General features: G+C 69.4%; 24 protein-coding genes. 15 read left to right on the forward strand and 9 right to left on the reverse strand.

Features of this window, described 5'->3' with window-relative positions:
• Positions 1 to 31 precede the first annotated feature (31 nt).
• Positions 32 to 1,033: a FecR domain-containing protein gene (locus tag ACVN9Z_RS01755; protein ID WP_047993321.1), complete on the reverse strand. Its 1,002-nt coding sequence runs from the start codon at positions 1,031 to 1,033 to the stop codon at positions 32 to 34.
• The gene (locus ACVN9Z_RS01760) at positions 1,012 to 1,521 is read right to left on the reverse strand and encodes a sigma-70 family RNA polymerase sigma factor (protein ID WP_020926597.1); all 510 of its coding nucleotides are present in this window, start codon (positions 1,519 to 1,521) and stop codon (positions 1,012 to 1,014) included. Before ACVN9Z_RS01760 ends, ACVN9Z_RS01755 begins: the two co-directional genes overlap by 22 nt.
• A 182-nt stretch (positions 1,522 to 1,703) precedes the next feature.
• On the opposite strand from ACVN9Z_RS01760, the gene ACVN9Z_RS01765 reads away from it, so the two are divergent.
• The 4 genes from ACVN9Z_RS01765 (at position 1,704) to ACVN9Z_RS01780 (ending at position 4,642) form a co-directional block, all read left to right on the forward strand.
• On the forward strand, positions 1,704 to 2,171 hold the full coding sequence (locus ACVN9Z_RS01765; RefSeq protein WP_024070228.1) for a CopD family protein: 468 nt from the start codon (positions 1,704 to 1,706) through the stop codon (positions 2,169 to 2,171).
• A gap of 154 nt (positions 2,172 to 2,325) precedes the next feature.
• Positions 2,326 to 3,189 (forward strand): hypothetical protein, encoded by an 864-nt coding sequence (locus tag ACVN9Z_RS01770; protein ID WP_148316982.1) that lies wholly within the window; start codon positions 2,326 to 2,328, stop codon positions 3,187 to 3,189.
• Between the two features lie 241 nt (positions 3,190 to 3,430).
• On the forward strand, positions 3,431 to 4,123 hold the full coding sequence (locus tag ACVN9Z_RS01775) for a helix-turn-helix transcriptional regulator (protein ID WP_035182617.1): 693 nt from the start codon (positions 3,431 to 3,433) through the stop codon (positions 4,121 to 4,123).
• A 96-nt stretch (positions 4,124 to 4,219) separates the two neighbouring features.
• On the forward strand, positions 4,220 to 4,642 hold the full coding sequence (locus ACVN9Z_RS01780) for a VOC family protein (RefSeq protein ID WP_020926592.1): 423 nt from the start codon (positions 4,220 to 4,222) through the stop codon (positions 4,640 to 4,642).
• On the opposite strand, the gene ACVN9Z_RS01785 is transcribed toward ACVN9Z_RS01780, so the two are convergent.
• Positions 4,614 to 5,924 (reverse strand): SLC13 family permease, encoded by a 1,311-nt coding sequence (locus tag ACVN9Z_RS01785; RefSeq protein WP_049052960.1) that lies wholly within the window; start codon positions 5,922 to 5,924, stop codon positions 4,614 to 4,616. The genes ACVN9Z_RS01780 and ACVN9Z_RS01785 overlap by 29 nt on opposite strands.
• A 109-nt stretch (positions 5,925 to 6,033) precedes the next feature.
• On the opposite strand from ACVN9Z_RS01785, the gene ACVN9Z_RS01790 reads away from it, so the two are divergent.
• Entirely contained in the window at positions 6,034 to 6,954 is a 921-nt protein-coding gene (locus ACVN9Z_RS01790) for a LysR substrate-binding domain-containing protein (protein WP_054517237.1), read from the forward strand.
• Here ACVN9Z_RS01790 and ACVN9Z_RS01795 read toward each other — a convergent pair.
• A complete protein-coding gene (locus tag ACVN9Z_RS01795; protein ID WP_104413383.1) occupies positions 6,926 to 8,059 on the reverse strand; it encodes a threonine synthase in 1,134 nt (377 codons plus the stop codon). The two genes, ACVN9Z_RS01790 and ACVN9Z_RS01795, sit on opposite strands and share 29 nt — an antisense overlap.
• A 101-nt stretch (positions 8,060 to 8,160) precedes the next feature.
• Here ACVN9Z_RS01795 and ACVN9Z_RS01800 point away from each other — a divergent pair, with 101 nt between their 5' ends.
• Complete coding sequence (locus ACVN9Z_RS01800; RefSeq protein WP_049052969.1) at positions 8,161 to 9,072, forward strand: LysR family transcriptional regulator; 912 nt, start codon at positions 8,161 to 8,163, stop codon at positions 9,070 to 9,072.
• 43 nt (positions 9,073 to 9,115) lie between these two features.
• Here ACVN9Z_RS01800 and ACVN9Z_RS01805 read toward each other — a convergent pair whose 3' ends face one another.
• Both ACVN9Z_RS01805 and kynU read right to left on the reverse strand, forming a co-directional pair.
• Positions 9,116 to 10,522, reverse strand: coding sequence for an amino acid permease (locus ACVN9Z_RS01805; RefSeq protein WP_006386708.1), 1,407 nt, complete (start codon positions 10,520 to 10,522; stop codon positions 9,116 to 9,118).
• Positions 10,523 to 10,580: 58 nt separating this feature from the next.
• Complete coding sequence (gene kynU, locus ACVN9Z_RS01810; protein ID WP_047993327.1) at positions 10,581 to 11,831, reverse strand: kynureninase; 1,251 nt, start codon at positions 11,829 to 11,831, stop codon at positions 10,581 to 10,583.
• A gap of 138 nt (positions 11,832 to 11,969) precedes the next feature.
• Between kynU and ACVN9Z_RS01815 the strand changes: the two genes are divergently transcribed.
• Positions 11,970 to 12,443: an Lrp/AsnC family transcriptional regulator gene (locus tag ACVN9Z_RS01815; RefSeq protein ID WP_020926585.1), complete on the forward strand. Its 474-nt coding sequence runs from the start codon at positions 11,970 to 11,972 to the stop codon at positions 12,441 to 12,443.
• 7 nt (positions 12,444 to 12,450) lie between these two features.
• Here the strand turns inward: ACVN9Z_RS01815 and trhA are convergent, their stop codons facing one another.
• Together trhA and ACVN9Z_RS01825 are read right to left on the reverse strand one after the other, a co-directional pair.
• Entirely contained in the window at positions 12,451 to 13,074 is a 624-nt protein-coding gene (gene trhA / locus ACVN9Z_RS01820; protein ID WP_049052975.1) for a PAQR family membrane homeostasis protein TrhA, read from the reverse strand.
• Between the two features lie 124 nt (positions 13,075 to 13,198).
• Entirely contained in the window at positions 13,199 to 14,287 is a 1,089-nt protein-coding gene (locus ACVN9Z_RS01825; RefSeq protein ID WP_458213022.1) for a P1 family peptidase, read from the reverse strand.
• A 191-nt stretch (positions 14,288 to 14,478) separates the two neighbouring features.
• Between ACVN9Z_RS01825 and ACVN9Z_RS01830 the strand changes: the two genes are divergently transcribed.
• From ACVN9Z_RS01830 to ACVN9Z_RS01840, 3 genes are all read left to right on the forward strand, one after another.
• Positions 14,479 to 15,264, forward strand: coding sequence for an amino acid ABC transporter substrate-binding protein (locus ACVN9Z_RS01830; protein ID WP_006386703.1), 786 nt, complete (start codon positions 14,479 to 14,481; stop codon positions 15,262 to 15,264).
• An 81-nt stretch (positions 15,265 to 15,345) separates the two neighbouring features.
• Positions 15,346 to 16,026 carry an amino acid ABC transporter permease gene (locus ACVN9Z_RS01835; RefSeq protein WP_026384606.1) on the forward strand — a complete coding sequence of 227 codons (681 nt, stop codon included), beginning with the start codon at positions 15,346 to 15,348 and terminating at the stop codon, positions 16,024 to 16,026.
• Entirely contained in the window at positions 16,023 to 16,784 is a 762-nt protein-coding gene (locus ACVN9Z_RS01840) for an amino acid ABC transporter ATP-binding protein (RefSeq protein ID WP_054484844.1), read from the forward strand. The genes ACVN9Z_RS01835 and ACVN9Z_RS01840 overlap by 4 nt, the downstream gene beginning before the upstream one ends.
• Positions 16,785 to 16,931: 147 nt before the next feature.
• Here the strand turns inward: ACVN9Z_RS01840 and ACVN9Z_RS01845 are convergent, their stop codons facing one another.
• Positions 16,932 to 17,642, reverse strand: a complete 711-nt coding sequence (locus ACVN9Z_RS01845) for a peptidoglycan DD-metalloendopeptidase family protein (RefSeq protein WP_035182616.1) — start codon at positions 17,640 to 17,642, stop codon at positions 16,932 to 16,934.
• Between the two features lie 246 nt (positions 17,643 to 17,888).
• On the opposite strand from ACVN9Z_RS01845, the gene ACVN9Z_RS01850 reads away from it, so the two are divergent.
• The 5 genes from ACVN9Z_RS01850 to ACVN9Z_RS01870 all read left to right on the forward strand — a co-directional run bounded on the left by ACVN9Z_RS01850 (position 17,889) and on the right by ACVN9Z_RS01870 (position 22,352).
• On the forward strand, positions 17,889 to 19,178 hold the full coding sequence (locus tag ACVN9Z_RS01850; protein WP_054473559.1) for an MASE1 domain-containing protein: 1,290 nt from the start codon (positions 17,889 to 17,891) through the stop codon (positions 19,176 to 19,178).
• Positions 19,168 to 20,685, forward strand: coding sequence for an acyl-CoA-binding protein (locus ACVN9Z_RS01855; RefSeq protein WP_458213023.1), 1,518 nt, complete (start codon positions 19,168 to 19,170; stop codon positions 20,683 to 20,685). Before ACVN9Z_RS01850 ends, ACVN9Z_RS01855 begins: the two co-directional genes overlap by 11 nt.
• Before the next feature lie 71 nt (positions 20,686 to 20,756).
• The gene (locus ACVN9Z_RS01860; RefSeq protein WP_458213024.1) at positions 20,757 to 21,155 is read left to right on the forward strand and encodes a DUF2946 family protein; all 399 of its coding nucleotides are present in this window, start codon (positions 20,757 to 20,759) and stop codon (positions 21,153 to 21,155) included.
• Positions 21,156 to 21,214: 59 nt separating this feature from the next.
• Positions 21,215 to 21,832 (forward strand): SCO family protein, encoded by a 618-nt coding sequence (locus ACVN9Z_RS01865; RefSeq protein WP_458213025.1) that lies wholly within the window; start codon positions 21,215 to 21,217, stop codon positions 21,830 to 21,832.
• Positions 21,833 to 21,860: 28 nt separating this feature from the next.
• Positions 21,861 to 22,352, forward strand: a complete 492-nt coding sequence (locus ACVN9Z_RS01870; RefSeq protein WP_006387449.1) for a copper chaperone PCu(A)C — start codon at positions 21,861 to 21,863, stop codon at positions 22,350 to 22,352.
• Positions 22,353 to 22,488: the final 136 nt, after the last annotated feature.

Below are 22,488 nucleotides of genomic sequence, written 5' to 3' on the forward strand. Positions count from 1 at the left end.
GTGTCCTCGGTTTTTTTGTAACAACGACGATTCACGCCTGTCCGGCGCGCGGCGCGATCGTCACCCAATACGCGCTGCGATAGCGCACCCGCACCGGCAGCGTCGACGGCAAGGCCGCCAGCACCGCGTCGGTGTCATGCAACTGGAACGCGCCCGAAAGCCGCAGGCCCGCCACTTCGGGGTCGCACCGCAGCAGGCCCGGCCGGTAGCGGCCCAGTTCAGCGGCGAACGCATCCAGGCGCCAGGCGTTGACGTGCAGCACGCCACGGGTCCAGTCGGCCGCATGCGGATCGGCCGGCTCGGGGCGCGCGGGCGCGTCATCGCGCAGCCATGCCTGCTCGCCGGCCGCCAACGGCACGACCACGCCGCCGCCCCGCAGGTTGACGCGCCCTTCCTGCACGCTCACGCGGCAGGCGGCGCCGTCCTGGCGCATGCAGAAGCGCGCCGCCCGCGCCTGCACCTCGCCCTGCCGGGCGCGCACCACGAACGGGCGCGGATGGGCGCCCGACTCTTCCACGGCGTGGACCGCGATCTCGCCGGCGCGCAGGCGCAGCAACCGCAGGTCGGCGTCGTACAGCACGTCGACCGCGCTGGCGGTGTTCAGGTGCATGGAAGAGCCGTCGCTCAGCGCGACCCGGCGCTGCTCGCCCGTGGCGCTGCGGTAGTCGGCGCTCCACTCGAACGGGCTGGCGCGCCACGCGGCCCAGCCGGCGGGGCCGGCCACGATCAGCGCGGCCAGGGTCTTGAGGGCCGCGCGGCGGCCGGCCAGGTCGGGCCGGTTCAGCGCCGCCATGCCCAACGAGGACGGCACCAGGCCGAGACGCTGGTTGACGCGCTGCGCCCGTTGCCAGGCATGTTCGTGTTCGGCCTTGCTGGCGCGCCACTGCGCGCAGGCGCGCACGTCGGCCTCGGTGGCGCGCTCGGAACTCAGGCGCAACAGCCAGCGCGCCGCCTCGCGCGCCACCTTGCGGTCGACGGCGGGCAGCTCGCCCGCGGCGCCCCACGGCGCGCTTACATCACCGCCATGATGCATTGTTCGTACCCCTTGGCGATGTAGCGGTGCACCGAGCGCAGCGACACGTTCAGCCGCGCGGCGATCTCGGCGTGGCCGAGGCCTTCGAGCTGCGCCATCAGGAAAGCCTGCCGCGCCGGAAGCGGCAGGCCCGCCAGCATCTCGTCGATTTCCTGCAGCGCCTCGAGGATCAGCAGGCGCTGCTCGGGCGACGGCGCCTGGGCCTCGGGCAGCGTGGCCAGCGCGTCCAGGTAGGCCCGTTCGAGCGAGCGGCGCCGGTGCAGGTTCAGCACCAGGCGCTTGGCGATGGTGGTCAGGTAGGCACGGGGTTCGCGCAGCGCGTCCAGCTCGTGCCGGTGGCGCAGCACGCGCACGAAGGTGTCCTGCGCCAGGTCGGCGGCGTCGAACGAATCGCCCAGCTTGGCCCGCAGCCAGTTGTGCAGCCATCCGTGGTGCGCGCGGTAAAGCAGGTGGACGGCGTCGCCGCAGGCAAGCGCAAGGTTGGACACGGTGGGCTCCCGAACACACTTGATCACAAATAAAAATCAATCTCATTCTAAATGGAAAACCCTGACCCAGGTCAAGAACCCCGCCCGCGCAAGGGTGGCGATATGATGGGGACGGACTTGCCCGACCGGCCGCCCCGGCGCTGGCGCGACGTCCCTTCCCCCTCTTGCCCAAGGCCGACCGGATGCTCTACAGCGCGTTCAAACTGATCCACCTGCTGGCCGTCATTCTCTGGGTGGGCGGCATGCTGTTCGCCCACTGTTTCCTGCGGCCGGCGGCCGCGCAGCTGGAGCCGCCACAACGGCTGCGACTGATGCATGCGGTGCTCGGCCCGTTCCTGAATGCCGTGCTGGCCGCGATCGTGCTGATCCTGGCCACCGGCGCGGCGATGATCGGCCAGGAGGCGTCCCAGGCCGCGCAGACGGGCGGCGCCTTCTTCATGCCGCGCGGCTGGACGGTGATGGCCGCCGGCGGATTGATCATGGCCGTGATCTACGCCTACATCCGCGCCGCGCTCTATCCCCGGCTGCGGGCGGCGGTGGCCGCCTCCGACTGGCCGCGCGGCGGCCAGGCGATGGCCGGCATCCGCCGCTGGGTCGGCGTCAACCTGGCGCTGGGACTGGCGATCATCGCGGCCGTTTTCCTGCTCTGACACCCCGCGGTCCGGTCCGGCCGCTTCGGTGGCGCGCAGCTATCGGCCAGACCACGGCGGCTATCGGATTTCTTTGGACTGGTGCAATACGCCGTACATCCGGCGTGGCCACACTGGCTCGGACTCTCGCGGGTCCCACATAAAAGGAAAATCCATGATCAAGCGCATCCTGCCCCTGGCCGCCCTCGGCCTGTCCTTCGCCACCCTCTCGGTCGCCCTGGCCGCCGCCCCCATCGACAACAGCGCGCTGGAACAGCCCGCGTTCCGCGATCACAAGGCCACCTATGGCGTGGTGTACCGCCTGCCCAAGGAAGTCAACGCAGTGCTCGACGCGAAGGTCAACGGCACGCTCAAGCAGGACCTGCTCGCGCTGGGCCTGAAGACCGAGGCGGAAACGCCCAACATCCCCCACGTCACGGTGGTCCACATCCACAGCGCCGACCCCGCCACGCCGCAGCGCATGCTGCGGGCGCTGCCCAAGCCGCCGGCGCCGCTGGCCGTCACGCTCAAGGGCTTCTACCCCACCGAGGCCGCCAAGGGCGCGGGCCATCCGTGGTGGCTGGACCTGGGCGTGGTCAAGAGCGGCGCGGGCTTCGAGGCCATGATGGCCTACAACACGGTGGCCACGGCCGCGCTGGCGCCGCTGCGCGATGGCCCGCTGCCGCGCGTGACCGGCCCGGTGTACGCCAAGATGGGCGAGGCCGGCCGCGACCAGGTCAAGACCATGGGCGTGAGCGGCGTCAACGTGATGAAGGACGGCAAGGAAGTGCGCGCCCACAATCCGCACACCACGCTGGTCTACAGCATGGCGCCGTACGACGCCCGCCTGGCCGACGCCATGAAGCAGGAATCCGACAAGTTCAACGCCGCGCTGCCCGACGGCATCGCCACCACCTTCAAGGACGTGTCCATCGTCGAGATCGGCTTTGCCGGCAACGTGCTGCGCGAGATCTACCGCGTCAGCCTGGAAGACGGCTCGGCCATCGACGTGGCCAGCGGCAAGCCGGTCAGCCGCTAGCTGGAAGCATCCGCGGCCAGGCGCTCGCGCAGCACGTCGCGCACCTGGCCGCGCAGCCACGCCTGCAACGGCGCGGCATGCTGACCGGTATGGCGGTGGCGCAAGGCCTGAGCAGGCGGTCGAAGGTGGTCTCGCGCCCGTGCATCGGCTCGAACGCAAACCACTTGATGATTGAGGGCCGCGGCTTCCGGCTGCTGCCATTCCGTGGCAGCATTACGGCGTCCCGCCCTTGCCCGCCTACATGTCCCGCGCCGAACGACTCCTGGACCTGCTGCAGACCCTGCGGCGCCATCGCCTGCCCGTCAGCGGCCACCGCCTGGCGGCCGACCTGGGCGTGAGCCTGCGCACCCTGTATCGCGACATCGCGACGTTGCAGGCGCAGGGCGCCGAGATCGAGGGCGAGCCGGGCATCGGCTACGTGCTGCGGCCCGGTTTCATGCTGCCGCCGCTGATGTTCAGCACCGAGGAGATCGAGGCCCTGGTGCTGGGCACCCGCTGGGTGGCCGGCCGTTCCGACCCGCGCCTGGGCCAGGCCGCCGCCAACGCGCTGGCCAAGATCAGCGCGGTGCTGCCGCGGGAACTGCGCGACGAACTCGACGCCATTCCGCTGCTGGTCGGCCCCAGCAGCTGGGCGGTGGTCGACCGGGTCGACCTGTCCCAGATCCGCCAGGCGATCCGCTGCGAACAGAAGATCGCCATCACCTACCGCGACGACAAGGGCGCCGACTCCGAGCGCGTCATCTGGCCGTTCGCCCTGGGTTTTTTCGACAGCGTGCGCATCGTGATGGCCTGGTGCGAACTGCGCCAGGACTTCCGCCATTTCCGCACCGACCGCATCGCCACGCTCGAACCCGGGCAGCGCTACCCGCGCCGCCGCCATGCCTTGCTCAAGGAGTGGCGCGCCATCAATGCGGCCGAGTGCGACGGCTGCTGACGCGGGGCGGCCGGTGCGACATCCGGCCAAAGACTGCTGACAAAATCTGACAGCATGTCTTTCTAAGATGAGCGCTCATCCAACCAGGAGCGCATCATGTCCGCCAAGAACTTCGTCATTTTCTACGTCGACAAGCCCGAGGCCAGCGCGGCGTTCTACAGCGCGCTGCTGAACCGCCCGCCCGTCGAAAGCTCGCCCACCTTCGCCCTGTTCGCGCTCGACTCCGGCCTGATGCTGGGCCTGTGGTCGCGCCACACCGTCGAACCGGCCGCGGCCGGCCGCGGCGGCTGCACCGAACTGGCCTTCACCGTGCCCGACGCCGACGCGCTCGACCAGCGCCACCTCGACTGGAGCCTGCGCGGCCTGCCCATCCTGCAGGCGCCCACCAACATGGACTTCGGCCGCACCTTCGTGGCGCTCGACCCCGACGGCCACCGCCTGCGCGTGTTCGCCCCGGCGCCCGACACCACGCCCGCCGAGGAGGAACTGGTCACGATCCCAGCATTCCCAGGAGCCTGAACCACAGGAAGTCCAGCGGCACCAGCGCCACGAACGACACCAGCGCGGTCAGCAGGCTCAGCGCCAGGCCGCTGCGCGCCGGCACGTGGCCCATGCCCATCGCCACCACGATGGGCGAAGCCTGGTACGGCATGATGACGGTGGCGTAGCCGGCCACCTGCGCCATCAGCACCGTCATCAACGAAAAGCCCGATGCCTGCGCCAGCGTCTCGGCCAGCGGCGTGTACAAGGCCGGCACGCCGTTGGCCGTGACCACGAAGTTCAGCGCGGCCGACAGCCCCACCAGCGAAAAGAAGCTTTGCATCGGCGCGTCGGGCGATAGCGGCAGCCAGGCCTGCAGGGCGCGGCCGATGATGCCGCCCAGGCCGCTGTCCGCCACCATCGCGGCCAGCCCCAGGATGCCCGCCACATAGATCGCGGTGCGAAAGTTCACTTCCTTGCCGAACTGCTCGCCGCTGACGAACCCCACCCTGGGCAACAGGCACACGCAGGCCGCAGCCAGCCCGATCCAGGCCGGCGACACGCCATGCCATCCGTCGGTCACCCAGCCCAGCAGCGTCAACCCCAGCAACACCACCAGGCGCTTTTCAGCCCTCGTCAGCGGCGGGGCCGGCGCGGCGGGCGGCGCCGCTTCCGGCGTGTCGCGAAACAGCCACGCAATACAGGCCACCAGCACCGCGCCTTTCAGGATGCCCAGCACCGGCGCATGCAGCCACAGGTATGGCAGGTAGCCCAGCTGCAGGCCGTAGCTGGATTCAATGCTGCCGGCCATCACCAGGTTGGGCACGTTGGCCGGCAGGATGGAGGTGGACAGCTGGAAGGTGCCGAAGCCCACCGCCAGCGCCAGCCCGATTCGCCCGCGCCGTCCCGCCGCCAGCCCGATCCGGTCGGCGTACGCCAGCACGATCGGCATCAGCAGCGCGATGCGGCCCATGTTCGACGGCATCACAAAGGCCAGCAGGTAGGTCAGCGCGACCACGCCGGCCACCACCTTCGGATATGAACCCGACAGGCGCCGCGACAACGCGCCCGCCATGCGGTCGGCCAGGCCCGTGTACTTCAGCGCCAGCCCCAATACGTAGCCGCTCAGCACCAGCCAGAACGCCGCCGACGAGAACCCCGAAAACACCACATCGCGCGAGGCGACCGCCAGGATCATCGCGGCGCTGAAGAACAGCAGCGCCGTCAGGTACTCAGGCAGCCGCGAAAAGGCCCACAACGCGATCGTGATCGCGGTGATCAGCGCGGGTAGAATCGGAAAACCGGAGGCGACCAGATGCATGAAGAAACCACCAAAAAAACACGAATCGGCGCAGTGTACGGACCCTGTCCGCCGCTGAAAATGCGCCATTCGCAGAGGCAGCCTGCGCGCCTCGCGTAGGCTCGCCGCCATGCGTTTCGACCTGACCGATCTGGCGCTTTTCCTGCACGTGGTGCAGGCCGGCAGCATCACCCACGGCGCCGCCCGCGCCAACCTGGCGCTGGCCGCCGCCAGCGCCCGCATCCGCAACCTCGAAGCCTCTCTCGGCACGCCGCTGCTGGAACGCCGCCGCCAGGGCGTCATCCCCACCCCGGCGGGCCTGAAACTGGCCGCGCACGCCCGCGTGATGCTGGCCCAGGCCGACCGCCTGCGCGACGACCTGGCCGATTTCTCCGGCGAATTCGGCGGCTCGGTGCGCCTGCTGTCCAACACCAACGCCCTGACCGCCTTCCTGCCCGAAGCGCTCGGCGGTTTCCTGGCGGCGCACCCGCGCATCAACGTCGAATTGCAGGAGATGCTGAGCGACGAGATCGTCGAGTGCATCGCCGATGGCTCGGCCGACATCGGCATCGTTGCCGGCACCGTCGATACCGGCGCGCTGCAGACCTACCCGTACCATTGCGATCGCTTCGTGCTGATCGTGCCCGCCGGCCATGCGCTGGCGGGCACCGCCGAAACCGCCTTCCGCGACGTGCTGGACGAGGATTTTGTCGGCCTCGACCGCAGCAGCGCGCTGCAACGCTTCCTGGCGCGCCAGGCGCTGGTGGCGGGCGGGCCGATCAAGCTGCGCGTGCAGCTGCGCAGTTTCGACGCCATGTGCCGGCTGGTCGAGGCCGGCGTCGGTGTCGGCATCGTGCCCGAGACCACGGCCAACAGCATGTGCCGGCTGCTCGACGTGGTGTCGGTGGCACTGACCGACGCCTGGGCTTCGCGCCAACTGCTGCTGTGCGTGCAAGCGCGCGAAACGCTCAGCGCCCGCGCCCGCCGCCTGCTCGACCACCTGCTGGCCGACGCCGCCCGGATCACGCCGCCGAATACAGATCGGTCATGAACTGCGTGGCCTTGATGCCGGTGCCGGTCAGCAGCACCACGGTGCGCTCGGTCTCGCGGATCGCGCCGCGCGCGCGCAGCATATCCAGCGCCGCCGCCGCGGTGGCGCTGGTGGGCTCGGCGTAGAGCCCCATTGCCGCCAGCCTGCGCACGGCGGCAACGATGTCCGCCTCCGGCACCGCGACGGTCTGGCCGCCGCTGGCGCGGATCGCCTGCAACACCTCGCGCAGCCGCACCGGCCGCTTGATCGCGGTGCCTTCGGCCACCGTCGGCAGCACCTCGCGCGGCACCGGCGTGTCGACCCCGGCATGGAAGCTGGCGTCCACCGGCGAGCAGTTCAGGGGCTGGGCCACGAACAGGCGCGGCAGGCGTTGGATCTGTCCGGCCGCAAGCAGTTCGGCAAAGCCGATGGCGCAGCCCAGCACATTGCTGCCCGCGCCCGCCGGAATCACCACGTTCTCCGGCGCCTCGAAGCCGAAGTCCTCCCACATCTCATAGGCGATGGACTTGGTGCCCTGCAGGAAGAACGGCTGCCAGTTGTGGCTGGCGTAGAAGATGCGCGCGGACGCCTCGATCGCCGCGGTCTCGGCGTTTTCGCGCGGCCCTTGCACCAGTTGCACGTCGGCGCCGAATGCGCGGATCTGCGCCACTTTGGCGGTCGAGGTATAGGCGGGCGCGAAGATGGTGACGTCCATGCCCGCCGCCGCGCCAAAGGCGGCGATGGCGGCGCCGCCGTTGCCCGAGCTGTCCTCGGCGATGGCGCGGATGCCGATCTGGCGCAGCCACGACAGCATCACCGCCGCGCCACGGTCCTTGAAGCTGCAGGTCGGGTTGAACCATTCCAGCTTGAAATGCGGCCGCAGGCCGCCCCAGGCGCGCTCGACCATCGGCGTGCCGCCCTCGCCCATCGACACCGGCCGCGCCACGGCGCCCGGCAGCGCGGCGCGGTAGCGCCACAGCGAACGCTCGCCCCGGTCGATGTCGTCACGCGAGATGCCCGGCAGCGGCGAGATCATCAAGGGGGTGCGCGCATCGGAACACCAGCGGGCCTCATCCAGCGCATGGCGCGCGCCGGTGGCGGGATCGAAATAGTGGGGATCTGACATGGCGATCAACCTGGAGAAAGTCGGGGATGGCCGCAGTCTAGGTCCGCCCGAGCGCTCCGCGTTGCAATATCATGTTGCGATAAATGCAATGGAGAACCGCCATGGAACGTGGCGCGCTATGGGAATACCAGGTGTTCTGCGCCGTCGCGGAACGCCAGAGCTTCGTGCTGGCGGCCCGCGCCCTGGGCGCCTCGCCCAGCGCGGTCACCCGCGCGGTGCAGGCGCTGGAACGCCAGGTCGGCGCGCAGCTCCTGCTGCGCAGCAAGAACAGCGTGGTGCTGACGCCGCAGGGCGAAAGCTACTTCCAGTCGGCGCGCGGCCTCCTGCGGCTGGAAAGCGAAGCGCGCGAGGCGCTGCGCGACACCCAGTCGGGCGATCAGGGCCGTCTGCGCTTCTCGGCGCCCGACCTGCTGGGCGTGACCCTGCTGCCGGCGGTGCTGCGGCGCTACGCGGCGGACTATCCCGGCGTCACGGTGGACATCAACTACACCGACAAGTGGGTCGACCCCATCGCGGAGGGCCTGGACTTCGCCATCCGCGGCGGCTTTCCGGCATCGAGCGAGCTGCTGGGCGCGCGCCTGTGGCCGTATGCGCGGCTGCTGTGCGCCAGCCCTGACTATGTGGCGTGCATGGGGCTGCCGCGCGAGCCCGAAGAACTGGCGCGGCACCGGCTCATCATGCACACCGGGCCGCGCGTGCTGAAGGACTGGCACCTGCGGCGCGACAAGCGCATCGTGCGCATGCATGCCGAGCCGGCGGTGCGGGTCAGCACCGGCAGCGGCCTGATGGCGCTGGCGCTGCAGGGTGTGGGCATCGCCAGATTGGCGGACTGGGCGGCGGCGCCGGAGATCGCCCGCGGCACGTTGGTGCGGGTATGCCCCGGCTACACCGCCACCTCGGCGCAGGGCGTGGCGCCGCAGATGCACGCCGTGTACGCCTCGCGCTCGCTGCCGGCGCGGGCCCGCGCCATGCTGGCGGCGATCCGCCAGTGCGCGGACGCGGGCGCCGTTTGAAAGGCGCCGCCGGCAACACCGGGCGAGTCCGCCGGCGCAACCGCTAGGAGCGCTGCTGGCGCGCTTGCAGCACCACCGCCGCCGCGGTCTTGCGGAACAGCAGCAGGTACAGGGCCGCCAGCACCAACAGGAACGGCACGCCGAACACCAGCGTCATCTTGAACACGCCGGTGAAATAGGTCGTCACCAGGATCGCCAGCATCGCGCCCGCGCCCAGCAGCGTCAGCAGCGGGAAACCCGGCATGCGGAACGACAACGCCGCGCCGCCCTCGCGCGCCCAGCGGCGGCGGAAGAAGTAATGCGTGACGAAGATCATCATCCACGTGAACAGCGCGCCGAACATCGAGATCGCCATCATCAGCGTGAACGAGGTTTCCGGATACAACACGTTCAGCACGGTGGCGATGGCGATGCCGCTGGTCGACAGCAGCAGCGCATTCAGGGGCGTGCCGCTGCGCGTCAGCTTGCCCAGAGCCGCCGGCGCATGCCCCGCGCGCGACAGGCTGAACATCATGCGGGTGGTGATGTACAGCTGGCTGTTCATGGCCGACAGCGCCGCCACCAGCACGATGAAGTTGATGACGCCGGCCGCGTACGGCACCTTCACCGCTTCCATCACCGTCACGAACGGGCTGCCGCCCTTGCCGGCCTGGTCCCACGGCACGATGGCCAGGATCAGCGCCAGCGTCAGCAGGTAGAACACCACCAGCCGCACGATGGTGGCGCGGAACGCCTTCTTCACCGCGCGCTCGGGGTCCTCGGCCTCGCCCGCCGCCACCGCGATCATCTCCACGCTCAGGTAGCTGAAGATCGAGATGACCACCGCGATCCACATGCCCCACACGCCGTTGGGGAAGAAGCCGCCGTGCGCCGTGTACTGCGCCGTGCCGTACTGCGGATTGCCCCAGACCACATAGGCGCCCAGGATGATGAAGGCCACGATGGCGCTGATCTTGATGGTCGAGAACCAGTACTCGATGGTGCCGAAGGCCTTCACGCTCATGGCGTTGATGAAGATCAGCGCCGCCGAGAACAGGCAGACCCATTGCCAGCCGGGCACCGACGGGAACCAGAATTTCATGTACTCGGCCACCGCGGTGACCTCGGTGCCCACCGCCAGCACCACGCACGACCAGTACGCATAGCGCACCAGGAAGCCGGCCAGCGGGCCGATGTAGTGTTCGGCATAGGCGCCGAACGAACCCGACGTCGAATGCGCCACCGTCATCTCGGCCAGGCAGCCCATCAGCAGCAGCGTGATCAGCCCGCCGATGGCGTAGCTGATGATGACGCTGGGGCCGGCGAAGCCGATCGCGAACTTGCTGCCCAGGAACAGGCCGGTGCCGATGGCCCCGCCGATTGCGATCATGCTCATCTGGCCGGACGTCAGGCGGCGCTTGAGCCCCTGTTCGCGTTCGGCGATCCTGCCGAATCCTTGTTGTTGTGTCATTGTCTCCTCCGGTACTGCGCTCTCTTGCTGGATGTCGCTCGGGCCGGCAACCGGCCGCTCAGGTCACGGCCGAACGCTGCTTGAACTCGGGCTTGTCCCAGGCCTTGCTGTCGAGCACGTCTTTCAGGATCTCGACCGCGTCCCAGACGTCGGCGTAGCCGAAGTACAGCGGCGTCAGGCCGAAGCGCAGCACCTCGGGTTCGCGATAGTCGCCGATCAGGCCGCGCGCGATCAGCGCCTGCATGACCTCGTAGCCGTTGGGATGGCGCAGGCTCACGTGGCTGCCGCGCTGGGCATGGTCGCGCGGCGTCACCAGCGTCAGCGGATGCCCGGCGCAGCGTTCCTCGACCAGGGCGATGAACAGGTCGCCCAGCGCCAGCGACTTCCTGCGCACCTCGGCCATGTCGGCCTCGCGCGCCACGTCCAGGCCGCATTCGACCATGGCCAGCGACACGATGGGCTGGGTGCCGCACAGGTAGCGGCGGATGCCGCCGGCCGGCTCGTAGGCGACCGTCATGTCGAACGGACGCTGGTGGCCCCACCAGCCCGACAGCGGCTGCCAGAAATCGGGAATGTGGCGCGGCGCCACCCAGATGAAGGCCGGCGAGCCGGGGCCGCCGTTCAGGTATTTATAGGTGCAGCCCACGGCGTAGTCGGCGTCGGCGCCGTTCAGGTCCACCGGCACCGCGCCGGCGGCGTGCGCCAGGTCCCAGATGACCAGCGCGCCGCGCTCGTGCGCCTGGCGCGTGACCGCGGCCATGTCGTGCATCTGCCCGCTGCGGTAGTTGACGTGCGACAGCAGCACCACCGCCACGTCCTCGTCCAGCGCCCGCTCCAGCGGCAGGTCGTCGTCGATCAGGCGCATCTCGTAGCCCTGCTGCAGCAGGTCGATCATGCCCTGGATCATGTACAGGTCGGTGGGAAAGTTGTCGCGTTCGGACAAGATCACGCGGCGCTCGGGCTGGCGCTTCTGCTGGATGCGCAGGCTGGCCGCCAGGGCCTTGAAGATGTTCAGCGAGGTGGTGTCGGTGATGACCAGTTCGCCCTCTTTCGCGCCGAGCAGGCCGGCCAGCTTGTCGCCCAGCCGCGACGGCAGTTCGAACCAGCCGGCGGTGTTCCAGCTGCGGATCAGGCCGGTGCCCCATTCCTGGGTGATGACCTCGGCGGCACGCGCGGCGGCGGCGCGCGGCATCACGCCGAGCGAATTGCCATCCATGTACAGCACGCCGGGCGGCAGGTCGAAACGCGCCTTCAGCGGCGCCAGGGGGTCCTGCCGGTCGGCGGCGACACAGCTTTCGCGGGTATGCATTCACAGCTCCTTCGGGCAATATGCTGGCTACATACTAGCAGCGCGGCCAAGCCGAATAGTTGCAAAACAAGGCGTGGCTAACCCTAGGATTTCGCATTAAATTGCGTCATAGCCATTTTTTTCGAATTGGATTGCATCATGCAACTGGACGCCATCGACCACCGCATCCTCTACCGCCTGCAGGAGAACAGCCAGCTCAGCAACCAGGACCTGGCCGAGCAGGTGGCGCTGTCGCCGTCGGCCTGCCTGCGGCGGGTGCGGGCGCTGGAAGAAGGCGGGCTGATCCGGGGCTATCGCGCCGTGCTCGACGCCGAGCGGCTGGGCTTCGAGCTGGAAGCCGTCGTGCACGTGTCGCTGGACCAGTCCCGCGCCGGCTGGCACGAGGAATTCCTTGCCGGCATCGCCCTGTACGACGAAATCACCGAGGCCAGCATCGTCACCGGCGCATCCAACTACATCCTGACGGTGCGCACCCGCAACCTGGCGGCGTTCTCGCAGTTCGTGGAGGACAAGCTCAGCAAGATCGCCGGAGTGCGCGACCTGTGCTCGCATATCGTCATGCGCAAAGTGAAGAACCGCGGCGGCATGCTGCCGCTGGCGGCCTGGCGCTGATCGGGCCCTACGCGTGGCGCAGGAAGCCGAACACCGTGACGAAGTGGCAGGCCGAGCCGCCCATGACGAACAGGTGCCAGATGCCGTGGGCATGGCGCCAGCGCTTGTCGTTGGCGTAGAACACCGTGCCCACCGTGTAGAGCGCGGCCCCGGCCAGCAGCCAGGCCAGGCCGGCGCCCGACAGCGCGCCGGCGATGGGCGCGGCGCACATCACGCCCAGCCATCCCATCGCCAGGTACAGCGGCAAGGCCGGCGCGGCGTCACGCGCCCACCACAATTCCCGGCCGATGCCGTATAGCGCCAGCAGCCAGATCGCCACCGCCATGGCGGCGCCCCAGCCCAGCTCCGGCGGCACGAATGCCAGCGGCGTATAGGTGCCCGCGATCAGCAGGTAGATGGCGCAATGATCGGCCTTGGCCCAGCGCGCCTTGCGGCGTCCGCGCGACCAGTGATACAGCACCGATGACGCATAGACGGCGATCATGGATGCCGCGAACACCGCGCAGGCCACGATCTGGCGCCACTCCACTTTCAGTTCCGCGGCCCGCGCGATCAGGGCCCCGGATGCAGCCACCGCCAAGGCCAGGCCGGCCAGGTGCGTGGCTCCGTTCAAGCGCTCTCCTTCGTACATGCTGCCCCTCTCCCCGCGCGCAGGCGTGACGCCGACGCTTTTCATCTTGCCCAAGCCATGTGACAGCTTGGGGTCAAGACGGGCAGCAAGGTCGGGGCGGCCGTCGCCGCCCCGACACGCGGGCTCAGGCGATGAAGTCGACCGCCGCCGGATAGCCTTCCAGCGCGCGCGCCGCCAGGATGGCGCGCTGCACCGCGATCGCCATGGCCTCGGCCGCCATCACGCCGAGCAGCATCATGTTGGCGGGCTTGCCGGACGCGCCCGTGCCGAGGGCGAACACCGTATCGCCGTCGAGCATGGTGTGGATAGGATTGATGGTGCGGGCCAGGCCGTCGTGCGCGGTCTGCGCCATCTTCTGCGCCTGCGCCTTGGTCAACCTGGCATCGGTGGCCACCAGCCCGATGGTGGTGGCCGCGCCCTCGCGCATCGAGGTCGGCAGGTCGCCGGCCAGGATCGCCGCGCGCGTGTCCAGCAGCATCTTGCCGTCGGCGGTGCGGGCGCCGGCCAGCACGTGGCCGGTGGCCGGATCGACCACGTCGCCCACCGCGTTGACCGCGACGATGGCCCCCACCGTGACGCCGGCCACGGTCAGCGAGGCGCTGCCCAGGCCGCCCTTCATGGCGCGCTTGGCGCCGTACAGCTTGCCGACCGTCGCCCCGGCGCCGGCGCCGACGTTGCCCTCCTGCGGCGGCTTGGCGCTGGCCGACTTGCAGGCCTGGTAGCCGGCCGCGGCATCGGGCCGGACCGAGGCATCGCCCACGCCCAGGTCGAACAGGATGGCGGCCGGCACGATCGGCACGTGCGCCACGCCCACGTCGAAACCGATCTTGCGTTCCTCCAGGTAGCGCATGACGCCGGTGGCCGCCTCCAGGCCGAAGGCGCTGCCGCCGGCCAGCATCACCGCGTGCACTTTTTCGACCATGTTGACGGGGTTGAGCAGGTCGGTCTCGCGCGTGCCCGGCGCCGCGCCGCGCACGTCCACGCCGCCGGTGGCGCCCGCTTCGGCGATGATGACCGTGCAGCCGGTCGGCCGCCGCGTGTCGGTGTAGTGCCCGACCTTGATGCCGGCCACGTCGGTGATGCTGCCGCCGCCGGGCACCCGCCGCAAACCGCCGGCGCCCTGCGCCGGCATGACACTTGCGGACGCAGCGACACCCGTCGCCGCCATCATGAAAGCCCGCCTGTTCCACTGTTGTTGCACGCCTGTCTCCATCTGGATACCGCCTGGATCAACCCCGAGCCGGGCGGCCGGGGCGCGAATACCGCATATGACTTGCCGCTATATTTTTACTATTCCTTATGCTTTGTGGAAAAATAGGCGCGTTGTTAGAGTGCGGCTACACCGGAAGGCGGCGCGATCGGCGCGGGCCTTTCGCAGTGATCTCTCATCCGTGGAGCATTGCCATGAAACTCTTGCGCTCGTTGTTCATCGCCGGCCTGGTCCAGGTCGCCGCCCTGTCCGCCGCCCACGCCCAGTCGGGGCTGGACCAGATCAAGTCCGCCGGCGTGTTCAAGATCGGCACCGAAGGCACCTACGCTCCCTTCACCTTCCACGACGCCTCCGGCCAGCTTACCGGTTTTGACGTCGACATTGGGCGCGCCATCGCCCAGCGCCTGGGCGTCAAAGCCGAATTCGTCGAAGGCAAGTGGGACGGCCTGATCGCCGGGCTCGACGCCAAGCGCTACGACGCCGTCATCAACCAGGTCGGCATCACCGACGCGCGCCGCGCCAAGTACGACTTCTCCGATCCCTACATCTCGTCGGCCGCGGTGCTGATCGTGCGCGATGACAACACCACCATCAAGTCGTTCGCGGACCTGAAGGGCAGGAAGTCCGCCAACACGCTCACCAGCAACTTCGGCAAGCTGGCGCAGAGCCACGGCGCGGAAGTGGTTGCCGTGCAGGGCTTTAACGAAGCCATCGACCTGCTGACCTCGGGCCGCGTCGAGGCCACGGTCAACGACAACCTGTCGTTCCTGGACTTCAAGAAGCAGAAGCCCAACGCCAAGGTCAAGATCGCCGCCACCGACAAGGCCGCCGAGTTCAGCAACTCCGGCGTGCTGCTGCGCAAGAACAACCCCGAACTGGTGGCCGCCATCAACAAGGCGCTGGCCGACATCAAGGCCGACGGCACCTACAAGACCATCTCGGTCAAGTACTTCGGCACGGACCTGTCGGCGCAGCAATAAGCGGCCTCTTCGATGACGCTCCCCGCCTGGCTGCACAACGTCCTGCCCGACTGGATCCTGTCCCAGGTCGACACCCTCGCGGTGCCGGCCTGGGTGCAGTTGATGGCCGACTCGTTCTGGCCCTTGCTGCACGCCGGGCTGGTGTTCACCGTCCCGCTGACATTGATGTCGTTCGCGCTGGGGCTGGCACTGGCCTTCGTGGTGGCGCTGATCCGGCTGTTCGGGCCGGCGCCGCTGGTGGCGCTGGTGCGCTTCTACGTCTGGCTGATCCGCGGCACGCCGCTGCTGGTGCAGCTGTTCGTGATCTTCTACGGCCTGCCCAGCGTCGGCGTGGTGCTCGACCCGTTGCCGGCGGCGCTGATCGGCTTCACGCTGAACGTCGGCGCCTACAACTCCGAAGTGATCCGTGGCGCCATCGAGTCCATCTCCAAGGGCCAGTGGGAAGCCGCCTATTCATTGAGCATGACGCGCGGCCAGGCGCTGCGCCGCACCGTGCTGCCGCAGGCCGCGCGGGTGGCGGTGCCGCCGCTGTCCAATTCCTTCATCGCCCTGGTCAAGGACACCTCGCTGGCCGCCGTGCTGACCGTGCCCGAGATCTTCCAGGCGGCCCAGCGCATCGCCGCCGTCACGTACGAACCGCTGATCCTGTACACCGAGGCCGCGCTGATCTACCTGGTGTTCAGCTCGGTGCTGTCCGCCGCCCAGGTGCGCCTGGAACGGCGCTTCGGCCAGCACGCGGTGTTTTCCGAGAAGAACCGATGATCCGCCTGGAACAGATCGAGAAATCCTTCGGCGGCAACCTGGTGCTCAAGCAGGTCGACGTGGCCATCGCCGAAGGCAGCGTCACCGCGCTGATCGGCCCGTCCGGCAGCGGCAAGAGCACCCTGCTGCGCTGTGTCAACCTGCTGGAGGTGCCCGATCGCGGCACCCTCGAGATCGGCCCGGAACAGGTCCACTTCGAACCCGGCCTGAAGCTCTCGCGCGACCAGGTGCAGCGGGTGCGCATGCAGACCGGCATGGTGTTCCAGAACTTCCAGCTGTTCCCGCACCAGACCGTGATCGGCAACGTGATGGAAGGCCTGGTGACGGTGCAGAAATGGCCCGCCGACCGCGCCCGCGCGCGAGCCGAGGAACTGCTGCGCAAGGTCAACATGCTGGACAAGGCCGAGGCCTGGCCCGCCAATCTGTCGGGCGGCCAGCAGCAGCGCGTGGCGATCGCCCGCGCCCTGGCGCCCGCCCCCCGCGTATTGCTGTGCGACGAACCGACCTCGGCGCTCGACCCGGGCCTGGCGGCCGAAGTGGTGGACGTGCTGCGCCAGCTGGCCGCCGAGGGCATGACCATGCTGATGGCCACCCATGACCTGCGCCTGGCCGCCAGCGTTTCGCGCGAAGCGGTGTTCCTGCTCGACGGCAACGTGGTCGAAGCCGGCGCCTCGCGCGACCTGTTCACCCGACCGCGCGATCCGCGCACCGCGACGTTCATCTCGACCTTGACGCAAGAAGCCGGCCAGATCGGTTGAGGCGGCGCCCCCCATCGAACGCGCGCGTCCCCTCCCCCCACCAACAACGCCACAAAAAAATAGCCGCCCGGCCGCCCGGCCGCCCGAAGGCCGGGCAGCCTCCTCGGGGGGCAGCAAGCGCGCTACGCGCGCGCCGCGTGGGGGCCCTTACTTCCCTGGCAACGACCCGGCCGGATCGACCGCTTGGCCGTCGTAGCGCAATTCGAAGTACAGTCCTACCTGCTTGCTGTCGCTATTGCCCATTTCGGCGATTTTCTGCCCCTGGCTCACCCGCTGGCCTTCCTTGACCAGCAGTTTGCTGTTGTGGGCGTAGATGCTGAGGAAGCTGGCGCTATGCTTGACGATCACCAGATGCCCGTAGCCACGCAGGCCGCTGCCGGAATAGGCGACGGTGCCGGCGGCCGCGGCCACCACCGGCGTGCCGGTGGTGTTGGAAATGACGATGCCGTTCGACCCCGAGCCATCGTAGCCGCGGGTCACCTTGCCCTGCGCCGGCCACACCAGCGAGATCGCCCCCGGCGGCGCGGTGCGCCGCTTGCCCATGCTGGAGGCGCCCGCGCGCGAGCCGCCCGAGGCCTTGGGCCGCGACTTGGACGGCGCGGAAGTGCTGGCCTGCCCCGCCGGCGGCACCACCCGAAGCATCTGCCCCACCTCGATTGCATTGGTGTTCGACAGGTTGTTCCAGCGTGCAAGGTTGGATACGCTGGTGCCCTGCTTGCGGGCGATCTGCGTCAGCGTGTCGCCCGACTGCACCCGGTAATAGCCGGGCTGGACCTTGGTCGTGGTGCCGCAGGCGGCCAGCAATGCCAGCAACGCGGCCAGCAGCGCCAGCCGGACGAAGCGGATGACATCGCGCAGGGGCGGACGCGCCCGGGCGAACCCGGAAACGGCAATGGAATCGGGGGCTGGCAGGGTCTGGGCGGGCAAGGAGAGCACTGAATCCTGGAACGGAGTGGGACACGACTGCGTCCAAGGGTACCAAGATTTTCGAACGGCGGTATGCCCCCGGCAACTTTCGCGGACGGTGCCGGGCCGTGTTGTATAACCCCGCTGATTGGCGCGAGCCCGCGCTCGCCATGGATCACCGCGTCTGCAAGGAACGATATGGCAACACCACGAGCGCCCCGAAGAAACCTGTACTGCCTGCTGTGGGCCATCCCCTACCTGCTGTGCGGGGTCTTCTCGCGCCTGCTGAACGATCCGGTCAGCCACGCGGTCTTCGTCTGGCTGCCGCCGGGCGTGGCGGTGGGCGCCTATCTGCTGACGCAGCGCCGCAATTGGCCGCTGCTCCTGGCCGCCTTCTTCTGCGCGCAACTGGTCTTGACCAGCTTCACGCGTGGCCAGCCCGCCACCGCGCTGGTGTTCGCCATCGCCGCCAGCCTGTCCAGCCTGCTGGCGGCCTGGACGGTGCAGCGCCTGGCCCCGCGCGAGGGCGGACTCGGGCTGGTCGCCGCGCTGCTGGCCGGCGCGCTGGCGGGCGCGGGCCTGTCGGCGCTGCTGGGCGGCGGCTGGCTGTGGCTGACGCAGGAAGCGCATGGCTGGCTGCGGCTGCGCACCTGGGTCGCGGCCTACCTGGCCGGCATCCTGATCGTCGCGCCGGCCCTGACCGTGTGGGCCCATTTCCGCCCGCGCCGCTCGGGGGGGCCGCGCAAGCGCGACCTGGTGCTGGGCGCCATCGCCTACGTCGCGCTGATCGCCTCGACCTTCATGACCTTCGACGGCGACATGATCCAGAACCTGCCGTACGTGGTCACCTTCGAGCTGACCTACCTGCCGCTGGTGTTCGCGGTGCTGACCGCGCTGGTGTGGGGTCCGCCGGGCGGCACCCTGGCTGTCATCACGCTGGCCCTGATGGCGCTGTACCAGAGCGCGCAGGGCGAAGGCCCGTTCGTGGAAGCCAACGACCATTGGCACGTGCTGCTGGCCACGCAGGTCTACCTGGTGGTCACCGCGCTGCTGATCCTGCTGGTCAACACCCTGCGCGCCGCCCGCGCGCAGGAACTCGAGAACGCCGAGCGCTGGCGCGGCCGCTTCGATCTGGCGCTGGCCGGCAGCCATCAGCTGATGTACCGCTACAACCCGTTCGACGGCTCGCTCGAACTGGCCGGCGACCTGCAGGGCGCCCTGGGCGTGCAGGCGGCCGCCATTTCCAACCTGGACGCGCTGCTGGCACTGGCCCACCCGGACGACCGCGCGCGCCTGACGCTGCACTGGGCCGCGCGCCGCGCCGGCGCCCACGACCGCACGCCGCTGCTGTTCCGCATGGCGCACGCCAGCGGCGGCTGGCGCGTGATCAGCGACCGCGGTTCGCCGCTGGAGGATTTCGACGGCAGCGTGGCCGTCGTCGCCGGCATGTGGCGCCTGGGCGAAATCGAGCAGGCAGATGTCCACTAGCACCGGAGCCCTGCTCATCCACGGCTTGGGCGGCACCCAGTACGACCTGGGGTCGCTGCACAAGATCCTCAAGCGCGCCGGCATCGAGACCCACTCGCTGACGCTGCCCGGGCACGGCACGGTTCCCGAGGACCTGCTGCCGGTGCGCGCCGAAGACTGGATCGATGCCGTCACCGCCAAGTACCGCGAGGTGGCCGAACGCCACGACACGCTGCACGTGGTCGGCATGTGCCTGGGCGCGCTGCTGGCGGTGGAGCTGTGCAAGCGCGTCGGGCACCGCAAGGGCAAGCTGGTCAGCCTGGCCGCGCCGGTCTTCATCGACGGCTGGAGCACGCCCTGGTATCGCGGCCTGCGCAAGCTGGTCTACCGCATCCCTGGCCTGGCCGCGCGCATGCGCGTCGAGGAAGAAGAACCCTACGGCATCAAGAACGAACTGGTGCGATCCATCGTCAAGGCCAAGTTCGAGCGCGGCGAGAATTTCCATTACCGCTGGGTGCCGCTGGCCTGTGTCCGCGAGGTGGACCGCCTGCGCCGCTTCGTGCAGCGCGGACTGAACGCCATCACCTGCCCCAGCCTGATCATCCATGCGCACGAGGACGAGCTGACCTCGGTGCGCTCGGCGCGATTCCTGAATGACGCCATTGCCGACAGCCGGATGGTGCTGCTGGACAACAGCTACCACATGATCTGCGTGGACAACGACCGCGACCGCGTCGCCGCCGACATCCTGCAATTCATGGACAAGCGCCCCGACACCGCGCGTCCGGGCCGCGCCGCCGCGATGACCGGCGACGAGGTCGAGCGCCTGCTCGCGCAGTACCGCGAGGCGTTGCTGTCGGGCGAATACGAAACGTTGTTCCCGCTGTTCGCCGACGACGTCGTGTGGCAGGAAGGCGGCGACAATCCCCTGAGCGGCGAATACCGTGGCCGTGGCGGCCTGATCGACCTGTTCTCGCGCGTGATGGACTATTCGCGCAACACCTTCACCGTCGACAGCGTGGGCCAGCCGGCCCTGGCCGGCCGCGCCATCGCGGTGCCGCTGACCTTCCAGGTGCGGGACGGCGCCGCCACCGGCCGCGGCGCCGCCACCCATACCCTGCGCCTGCGCAACAACAGCATCGTCAAGGTAAGCGCGCAGGCCGCCGACCCGGCCGCCGACGACGCCCTGTGGCGACGGCTGGCCGTGGCCAGCGGACTGGAGCCCGAGGGCGACGCCATGGATCCGGCCACGCTGGCGATCGCGGCGCAGGACCTGGAAGACGCGTTCGAGGCCGCCGTGATCGAACTGCGCGCCCTGCCGCAAGCGCCCTCCACCAGCGTCGCCATCCGCCTGCACGCCTATGAACGGCAGGCCCGGCACGGCGACGCGCCCGCGCAGGATCCCGCCGACGCCACCGTGCGCCAGCAGATCGAGCTGGCCACCTGGCGCCTGCTTGCGGGCCTGCCCGCCGACCAGGCCCGGCGCCGCTACATCGCCCTGATCCGGCGCCTGGATCCCGATACCTGATCCTGGCCGGCAACAGGGCCTACAATCGGCGCATGCCCGCCTTGACCCGACCTCCACGAAGCCGTGGCGCCTTGCGCGTCCGCGGTGTGCTGTGGCTGGCGTTCCTGGCCTTGCTGCTGCGCGCGGTGGTGCCCGCGGGCTATATGCCCGACGCCCGCGCGCTGCACGACGGCCGGCTCGAGGTCACCTTCTGCTCGGCGGCAGGCGATATTTCCACGCTGCGGCTGGCGCTGTCCCCCGATGACAAGGGCGGCGCGGGTTCCGGCGCCCACTCCAACGCCGATACCGGCGCGCAATGCCCCTTCGGGCTGCTGGCGCACATTGCGCCCGCTCCCGCCTCGCACACCTCGCCGCTGGCGTTGTCCAGCGGCCGCCGGGCCGCGCCCCCCGCGCCGGCCCCGCTCGCGCTGCCCGCGCAGCCGGCCCAAGGGCCGCCCCTGGGCTCGCGCGCCCCGCCTCGCCTGGCCTGACTCCGCCTTTCCGCGCGGCCCCGCCGCGCCTACGCGAACCGTCAAGCAACGAGGTTTTCATGCACTCCCCATCCCCGCGCGCCCTCCTGGGCGCGCCGCCCGCGCCCGACCGTCACCGGCGCCGGCTGCTGTCGGCCCTGGCCCTGCTGCCCCTGGCCGGCTGCGGCCCCGAAGCCCCCAAGATCAACGGCATGGACCTGTCCAGCATGCCCGCCGGCGACTTCCAACTGAAGGACACCGAGGGTCGCCAACGCCAACTGGCCGACTATCGCGGCAAGACCGTGATGCTGTTCTTCGGCTTCACCCAGTGCCCGGACATCTGCCCGACCGCGCTGACCCGCGCGCTGGAAATAAAGAGCCTGCTCGGCGCCGACGCCGCCAAGCTGCAGGTGCTGTTCATCACCGTTGATCCGGAGCGCGACACGCCGGAAATCCTGCAGGCCTACATGCGGGCCTTCGACCCCGCGTTCGTCGGCCTGCGCGGCGACGCCGAACAGACCCGCGCCGCCGCGCAGTCGTTCAAGGTGTTCTACCAGAAGGTGCCGACCGGCTCGTCCTACACCATGGACCACACCGCGCTGACCTACATCATCGACGCCCAGGGCAAGTTGCGCCTGGCCCTGCGCCACCAGCAGAGCGCCGAGGAATGCGCGGCCGACCTGCGCACCGTGCTCTGACCCACCACACCAACCAAAGGAACTCCCGATGAAACCGACCGCTTTCAAGTCCCTGGCCGCCGCCTTCGCCCTGGGCGCCCTGGTGCTGGCCAGTCCTGGCGCCCTGGCGCAGGACGCCACGCTCAAGGTCGAGGACGCCTGGGTGCGCGCCACGGTGCCCAACCAGCACGCCACCGGCGTCTTCATGCGCCTGACCTCGCCGACCGCGGCCCGCCTGGTGGGCGTGGAATCCGCCGCCGCCAAGCACGCCGAAGTGCACGAAATGGCCATGCAGGACAACGTCATGAAGATGCGCCAGGTGCCCGCCATCGACCTGCCCGCCGGCAAGCCGGTGGAACTCAAGCCGGGCGGCTACCACGTCATGCTGATCGACCTGGCCAGGCAGATTTCCGTGGGCGACCCGGTGGCCCTGACGCTGCTGGTGCAGGACGCCGACGGCAAGCAACGGCGCGTGCCGGTGACGGCCGAGGCCCGTCCGCTGTCAGCGGCGGCCGCGCCGGCCGGGGATCACAAGCACTGAAGCGGTGCCGCGAAATACGGGGATCGCATCACCGCAAGCGGATTGACACCTGTATTTCAAGCTTGAAATAGCTGTTTGCAAGACAACCCGCGTTTCCCGCAACGCCACGGCCCGCGCCCGGTCGAATCAAGAAAAC

The sequence above is a fragment of the Achromobacter sp. KK8 genome, assembly GCF_054188005.1.